General features: G+C 73.1%; 7 protein-coding genes. 3 read left to right on the top strand and 4 right to left on the bottom strand.

Annotation, left to right across the window (positions count from 1 at the left end):
• Positions 1 to 90 precede the first annotated feature (90 nt).
• The 4 genes from ACZ4VF_RS06175 to zapE all read right to left on the bottom strand — a co-directional run bounded on the left by ACZ4VF_RS06175 (position 91) and on the right by zapE (position 3950).
• A complete protein-coding gene (locus ACZ4VF_RS06175; RefSeq protein WP_467923441.1) occupies positions 91 to 1572 on the bottom strand; it encodes a SulP family inorganic anion transporter in 1482 nt (493 codons plus the stop codon).
• A gap of 8 nt (positions 1573 to 1580) precedes the next feature.
• On the bottom strand, positions 1581 to 2159 hold the full coding sequence (locus ACZ4VF_RS06170) for a carbonic anhydrase (RefSeq protein ID WP_467923440.1): 579 nt from the start codon (positions 2157 to 2159) through the stop codon (positions 1581 to 1583).
• Between the two features lie 83 nt (positions 2160 to 2242).
• Complete coding sequence (locus tag ACZ4VF_RS06165) at positions 2243 to 2638, bottom strand: hypothetical protein (RefSeq protein ID WP_467923439.1); 396 nt, start codon at positions 2636 to 2638, stop codon at positions 2243 to 2245.
• A 208-nt stretch (positions 2639 to 2846) separates the two neighbouring features.
• The gene (gene zapE / locus ACZ4VF_RS06160; protein WP_467923438.1) at positions 2847 to 3950 is read right to left on the bottom strand and encodes a cell division protein ZapE; all 1104 of its coding nucleotides are present in this window, start codon (positions 3948 to 3950) and stop codon (positions 2847 to 2849) included.
• A gap of 37 nt (positions 3951 to 3987) precedes the next feature.
• Between zapE and ACZ4VF_RS06155 the strand changes: the two genes are divergently transcribed.
• The 3 genes from ACZ4VF_RS06155 (at position 3988) to murC (ending at position 6909) form a co-directional block, all read left to right on the top strand.
• Positions 3988 to 4827 carry a pyrimidine reductase family protein gene (locus ACZ4VF_RS06155; RefSeq protein ID WP_467923437.1) on the top strand — a complete coding sequence of 280 codons (840 nt, stop codon included), beginning with the start codon at positions 3988 to 3990 and terminating at the stop codon, positions 4825 to 4827.
• A gap of 126 nt (positions 4828 to 4953) precedes the next feature.
• Positions 4954 to 5427 carry an indole-3-glycerol phosphate synthase gene (locus tag ACZ4VF_RS06150; protein WP_467923436.1) on the top strand — a complete coding sequence of 158 codons (474 nt, stop codon included), beginning with the start codon at positions 4954 to 4956 and terminating at the stop codon, positions 5425 to 5427.
• A gap of 90 nt (positions 5428 to 5517) precedes the next feature.
• Positions 5518 to 6909, top strand: coding sequence for a UDP-N-acetylmuramate--L-alanine ligase (gene murC / locus ACZ4VF_RS06145; protein ID WP_467923435.1), 1392 nt, complete (start codon positions 5518 to 5520; stop codon positions 6907 to 6909).
• The last annotated feature ends 12 nt before the right edge of the window (positions 6910 to 6921 follow it).

The raw sequence follows: 6921 nt of genomic DNA, 5'->3' as shown, positions 1-6921 counted from the left end.
AGGAGGTTTTTGTGTTGGGGGGTCAAAAAAGCATCCTGGTGGGCGGGACCACGATCCCCCCCCCCCCCCCCCCCCCCCACGGGCGGGTGCTCAGGCCGCGGTGACCAGCTTCACCGGCTCCGTGCCGGCCGCGCTGTGCCGTGCGGCCCAGTTGTCCAGGGCCGTGCGGCAGGCGTGGTCCAGGTGGTGCAGCCCGGACAGGTCGAGCCGGACCGGGCGGTCCTGGGGCAGCGACTCCAGGCTGTCCAGGATCTTCGGCAGGCGCAGGAAGGTGGCGTTCCCCGACAGGTGCGCCTCGATCGGGCCGGCGCCCTTGTCCACGACCTCCAGCCTGACGTGCGAGGCCTCCCAGGCGGTCTTCACCACCGCCAGCGCGAGACCGATGAGCACGCCCTCGAACATGCTGACGGCCACGATGGAGACGGCCGTCGCGGCGAGGACCAGTGCCTCCCCGCGGTGCTCGCGCCACAGCCCGGCCAGCGCCCGGACCGGGACGAGCTTGGCGCCCGCGTGGATCAGGATGCCCGCGAGGGCCGGGATCGGGATGTAGGCGAGCACGCCGGGCAGCAGCGCCGCGAACAGCAGCAGCCAGACGCCGTGCATGACCCGGGAGGCCTTCGTCCGGGCGCCGGCCTGGACGTTGGCGGCGCTGCGCACGATCACCGCGGTCATCGGCAGCGCGCCGAGCACCCCGCACACCAGGTTCCCGGTGCCCTGGGCGACGAGTTCCCTGTTGTACTGGGTGCGCGGCCCGGAGTGCAGCCGGTCCACGGCCGCCGCGCTGAACAGCGACTCGGCGGACGCGATCAGGGTGAAGGCGACGACCGTGCCCAGCAGGCCGGCACCGGCCAGCTCGCCGAAAGCGCTCAGCGGCGGCGGCTGGACCGAGCCGAGCAGCCCCTTGACCTCCACCGTGGCCACGGGCAGGTCCAGCGCGAACGCGGCCAGTGTGGCGAGCCCGACCGCGGCGAGCGGACCGGGCACCGCGCGCACCCTGGCCGGGGTGCGCTTCCACAGCAGGAGCACCGCGACGGTGCCCGCGGCCACCGCGAGCGAGGCGAGGGCGCCGGTGTCGCCGAAGGCGTCCCAGAACGCCCCCGGCAGCCCGGCTATCTTGCCCAGGCCGGAGTCGGGCGCCTTCGTCGCCAGCGCCGGATACAGCTGCCCGGCGATGATCACCAGGCCGATTCCGGCCAGCATGCCCTCGACGACGGAGACGGAGATGGCGCGGAAGTAACGGCCCAGCCGCAGCAGGCCCATGGCCACCTGGAGGGCGCCCGCGATGAGGACGATCACGCCGAGCACCGGCAGCCCGAACTCCTTGACCGCCTCGAAGACGAGCACGGTCATCCCGGCCGCCGGGCCCGACACCTGCAGGCTGCTGCCGCGCATCAGCCCGGTGACGATGCCGCCGACGATGCCGGTGACCAGGCCGAGTTCGGCCGGGACGCCGGAGGCGACGGCCACGCCCACGCACAACGGCAGCGCGACCAGGAAGACCACCAGCGAGGCCGCGAAGTCCTCCTTCAGGTGCGGGAAACGGGATATGAGGGTGCGGTCGCGGTCGGTCATCGGCGCGCTCACAGGGACTCGAAGGTGTCGGTCTGCGGGCGGTGCGCCCGTACGGCGCCGGTGTGCACCTCGTAGTACCAGGCGTGCAGGGTCAGCCGGCCCTCCGCCAGTCGCCGCTCGACGCAGGGGTACGAGCGCAGGCGCAGCAGCTGGGTCAGGGCATGGCTCTGCACGCCCTCGGCGACCTCCGGGTCCTCGGCCGCGCCGGCCGGACGCGGGGTGGCGGAGGCCAGCCAGTCGCGCACGGCGGGTACGGCGTCCAGGTCGTCCCCGCGCACGAGGGCGCCGACGGCGCCGCAGTGCGAGTGGCCGCAGACGACGATGTCGCGGACGCCGAGCACCTCCACGGCGTACTCGATGGTGGCGGCCTCGCTGGTGGGGTGCCCGGACGTGTGGGGCGGGACGATGTTGCCCGCGGTGCGCAGCTCGAACAGCTCGCCGGGGCGGGCGCCCGTGATCAGGGCCGGGACGACCCGGGAATCGGAGCAGGTGATGAACAGCACCTGGGGGGACTGGCCTTCGGCGAGCTCGGCGAACTCCTCAGGGCGCTGTCCGAAGGTACGGGCGTTGTCGATGAGGGGCTGCATGTGTGTGGGTTCCTCCTGGCGCGCCTGCCTGGCGCGTCGGACGTGCACAACGGTTGTGGGGGGGTGTGGAGAGCGGCCCGCCGTCAGCAGCGGAAGACCTGCAGCGCCGCCGGGGCGTGGGCTCTGGAGGCTCTCGGCGTGTGCGGACGCCGGGCGTCGGAGGCTCCCGACGGGTCCGCGGCGACCGCGCGGCCGGGTATGAGGGCGTGTTCCTGGCAGCAGCCGGACGAGGGCCGGCGGTGCCGGTCGCGCACGTGCGGGGCGCCCGCGGGGTCACCCGGGCGGCCCGGGGTGCGGGCCTGTTCCGCTCCGTCCCGGACCAGCTGCTCGGAGGGGATGATTCCGGTCTCAGCCTTGGCCCACGCCCGACCGTGTGTATGCGCGGACGCGAAGGTTCCGGTGGACGTGAAGAGCTGGAACGCGAGCAGGGCCGTGCCGAGGAGGGCGAGCAGGGTCCTGGCCGTCGTACCTCGGAACATGAGCCCCCCCTCCTCGCGTTCATGTTTCTTGTCCAGACCAAAGGTTGGTCAATGGATGGTCAAGAAACACGTTAACCCTGCAAAGTCCTTTGCAGGGTTAACGGGGCGTTACGCGCCGAAGAGAGCGTGAAAAATGCGGGTCGGGTGGCCTGAAATCGCCCTTGGCCCGCGGACGGTGACCGGCTGGCTGCCGGATGGCGGGGCGGGGCTAGGCGCCGAGCAGACCCTGCGCGTCCCGGGCCAGCGCGGTGAGCCGGGATATCGCGCGGAAGTACTTCTTGCGGTAGCCGCCGTTCAGCATCTCCTCGCTGAACAGCCTGTCGAACGGCAGCCCCGAGGCCAGCACCGGGACCTCACGGTCGTAGAGCCGGTCCGCGAGCACCACCAGGCGCAGTGCCGTCGACTGGTCCGGCACGGGCTGCACACCGGTCAGGCACACCGCCCGCACCCCGTCGGTCAGCGCGCCGTACCGGCTCGGGTGGACCCGGGCCAGGTGCTCCAGCAGATGCGGGAAGTCGTCCAGCGAGGCGCCCTCGGTGGCGAAGGCGGTCTTCATGACCTCCTCGTCGGAGAAGGGGGCCGGGGCCTCGGGCAGGCCGCGGTGGCGGTAGTCCTCGCCGTCGATGCGCAGGGCGCGGAAGTGGGCGGACAGTCCCTGGATCTCGCGCAGGAAGTCGGCCGCCGCGAAGCGGCCCTCGCCCAGCTTGCCGGGCAGCGTGTTGGAGGTGGCGGCGAGCGCCACGCCCGCCTCGACCAGCTTGCCGAGCAGCGTCGACACGAGGACCGTGTCGCCCGGGTCGTCCAGCTCGAACTCGTCGATGCACAGCAGGCTGTGCCCGGACAGCGTCCGCACCGTCTGCTGGAAGCCGAGGGCGCCCACCAGGTTGGTCAGCTCGACGAAGGTGCCGAACGCCTTGCGGGAGGGCTCGGCCGGGGTCGCGTGCCACAGGGAGGCGAGCAGGTGGGTCTTGCCGACGCCGTAGCCGCCGTCCAGGTACACCCCGCGCGGGCCCGCCGGTGTCTTGGGCGCCTTGGCCCGGCCGAAGCCGAACAGGCCGCGCCTGCCGTTGCCGGAGGCCTGCGCTCCGCCGAGCCCGGCCGCGAAACCCTCCAGCACCCGGACGGCCTCGGTCTGGCTCGGCTGGTTCGGGTCCGGGATGTACGTGGCGAAGCGCACCGAGTCGAAGCGCGGGGGCGGCACCATCTCGGCGACCAGCCGCTCGGCGGGGACGTGCGGCTGACGGGCGCACAGGGACAGGGGGCCGGCTTCCGGCAGAGGGCTGGAACCGGGGGCGGCGGTGGAGGACGACACAATCCCTCATGCTAAGCGCCGTGTCACACTGCACGGCATGCGACGCCTGTTCCCTGTGACCGAAGAGACAGCAGCCCAGGCCCCCGGCGGGAGCCCGGAGGGGGAGGAGGCCGGTGGGGCCGCCGGCGCCCGGGTGCCCGGCGGGAACCGGGAGTGGAGCCTCGCCGAGCTGGCCGCCGCCTACGCCTACCCGGAGCCCGCGCCGGGCGCCCCCCGGACCTGGCTCCGGGCCAACATGGTCTCCTCCCTCGACGGCGCCGCCCAGCACGAGGGCCGCTCCCAGCCCATCTCCAGCGCCACCGACATGCGGATCTTCGGCACCCTGCGGGCGCTCGCGGACATCGTGCTGGTGGGCGCGGAAACGGTACGGCAGGAGGGGTACCGCCCCGCACGCGCGCGTGCCGAGTTCGCCGGGGCCCGCGAGGCCGCGGGGCAGGGACCGGTCCCGGCGATCGCGATCGTCACCGCGGGCCTGGAGCTGGACTTCACGCTGCCGCTGTTCACCTCCCCCCTGGTGCCCACGCTGATCCTCACCGGCGCCGCGGCCGCCCCCGACCGGGTCGCCGCCGCCGAGAAGGCCGGCGCCCGCGTGGTGGTCGCCGGTGCCGGCATGGGCGTGGAGCCGGCCCGTGCCGTCCAGGCCCTCGCCGACCTCGGCCACACCCGGCTGCTCACCGAGGGCGGCCCCCGGCTGCTCGGCCAGCTGATCGCCGCCGACGTGCTGGACGAGCTGTGTCTGACGGTCTCGCCGACGCTCACCGCGGGCAGCGCCCAGCGCATCGCCGGGGGGCCGTCGGTCGCCGTCCCGCACCGGTTCGAACTGGCGTCGCTGCTGGAGGAGGACGGATTCCTGTTCAGCCGCTACCGACGGCCCTAACAGCGGAATCTGCTGTTCCGCTTAGTTTCCGGCGGGCAGACTCAGAGCGGCAGTACCCGTGCGATCACGGGGAAGGATGGTTTCCGCAGGGGCCCGGCCGGGCCCTCTAAGGAGAAGAGGCGCCTGGTGTTCACAAGCGTTCTGATGATCGAGAAGGCCCTGACGTCCGCCGACGTCGAGTTCGTCACCACCTTGCACGGGGACGAGCCGGTCTCCTTCCACGTGCTGCTGCAGCCGCGCGGCGAGCAGGCGGACCGGCTGCTGCGGGCCATCGACGACATCGCGCTCGGCGAACTCGACGAGGCGGTGCGCGAGGGGGAGACGCCGGAGGGGCAGGAGGCGCGGAGCATGGGGCAGCAGGCCCTCGGCGTGTCCCTCCAGGCGCTGCGGTCCGCGGGGAGCGCGGCGGAGGGGCGGCTGGTCGAGGACCATCCGCTGGACGCGCTCAAGGCGCTGGTGGCGGAGGTGGGCGCGGACGAGGTGATCGTGCTCACCGATCCGCACTACGTCGAGGAGTTCTTCCACCGGGACTGGGCCTCCCGGGCGCGGCACAGGGTGGGGGTGCCGGTGCTGAAGCTGTTCTCGCACAGCAAGGCGTAGCCGCTCGGCTCGCCCTCGCTGCGAGGACTCCGGCGCCGCAGCGCATAGGCTAGGGCCGCTCTAGTACGTACCGCCCCTGGGGAGAAACGCATGGCACCCGGCCTTCCTACCGCCATGGACCGACCGCACTTCATCGGCATCGGCGGCGCCGGGATGTCGGGCATCGCCAAGATCCTCGCGCAGCGCGGGGCCGAGGTGGCCGGCAGCGACGCCAAGGAGTCGGCGACCGTCGAGGCGCTGCGGGCACTGGGCGCGACCGTGCACATCGGGCACGCCGCCGAGCACCTGGCCGACGACGCCAGCTGCGTCGTCGTGTCGTCGGCGATCCGCCAGGACAACCCGGAGCTGGCCCGCGCCGCCGAGCTCGGCGTTCCGGTGGTGCACCGCTCCGACGCGCTGGCCGCGCTGATGGAGGGGCTGCGGCCGATCGCCGTGGCCGGCACCCACGGCAAGACCACCACCACCTCGATGCTGGCCGTCTCGCTGGGCGAGCTGGGCCTGAACCCGTCGTACGCCATCGGCGGCGACCTGGACGCGCCCGGCTCCAACGCGCTGCACGGCGACGGCGACATCTTCGTCGCCGAGGCCGACGAATCGGACCGCAGCTTCCACAAGTACGCGCCCGAGGTCGCCATCGTCCTCAACGTCGAGCTGGACCACCACGCCAACTACGCGTCCATGGACGAGATCTACGAATCCTTCGAGACGTTCGTGGACCGGATCACCGAGGGCGGCACCCTGGTCGTGTCCGCGGACCACGAGGGCGCCCGGGAGCTGACCCGGCGGGTCTCCGCGCGCGGGGTGCGGGTGGTGACCTACGGCGAGGCCGCCGACGCGGACGTACGCGTGCTGTCGATCGTCCCGCAGGGGCTGAAGAGCCAGGTCACCGCGGTGCTGGACGGACAGGAGCTGACCTTCGCCGTCTCCGTGCCCGGCCGGCACTACGCCCTCAACGCCGTCGCCGCGCTCACCGCCGGCGCCGCCCTCGGCGTCCCGGCCGCCGGACTGGCGCCCGCGCTCGCCGCCTACACCGGCGTCAAGCGGCGCCTCCAGCTCAAGGGCGAGGCCGCCGGCGTCCAGGTGATCGACTCCTACGCCCACCACCCCACCGAGATGACCGCCGACCTGGAGGCCATGCGCGCCGCCGCCGGTGACGCCCGCATCCTCGTGGTCTTCCAGCCGCACCTCTTCTCCCGCACCCAGGAGCTGGGCAAGGAGATGGGGCAGGCCCTGGCCCTCGCCGACGCCTCGGTGGTCCTGGACATCTACCCGGCCCGCGAGGACCCCGTCCCCGGCGTGACCAGCGAGCTGATCATCGAGGCCGCGCGCGCGGCGGGCGCCGACGTCACCGCCGTGCACGACAAGGCGGAGATCCCCGCGGTGATCGCGGGAATGGCGAAGCCGGGTGATCTCGTTCTCACCATGGGCGCGGGCGACGTGACCGACCTGGGCCCGCTGATCCTCGACCGCCTGTCGCAGTGAGAAGGGGCTGAG

This window comes from Streptomyces sp. NPDC029151, from assembly GCF_055564315.1.
Note: the sequence above shows the minus strand (reverse complement) of the source record. Positions and strands in the feature narration are given on the sequence as shown.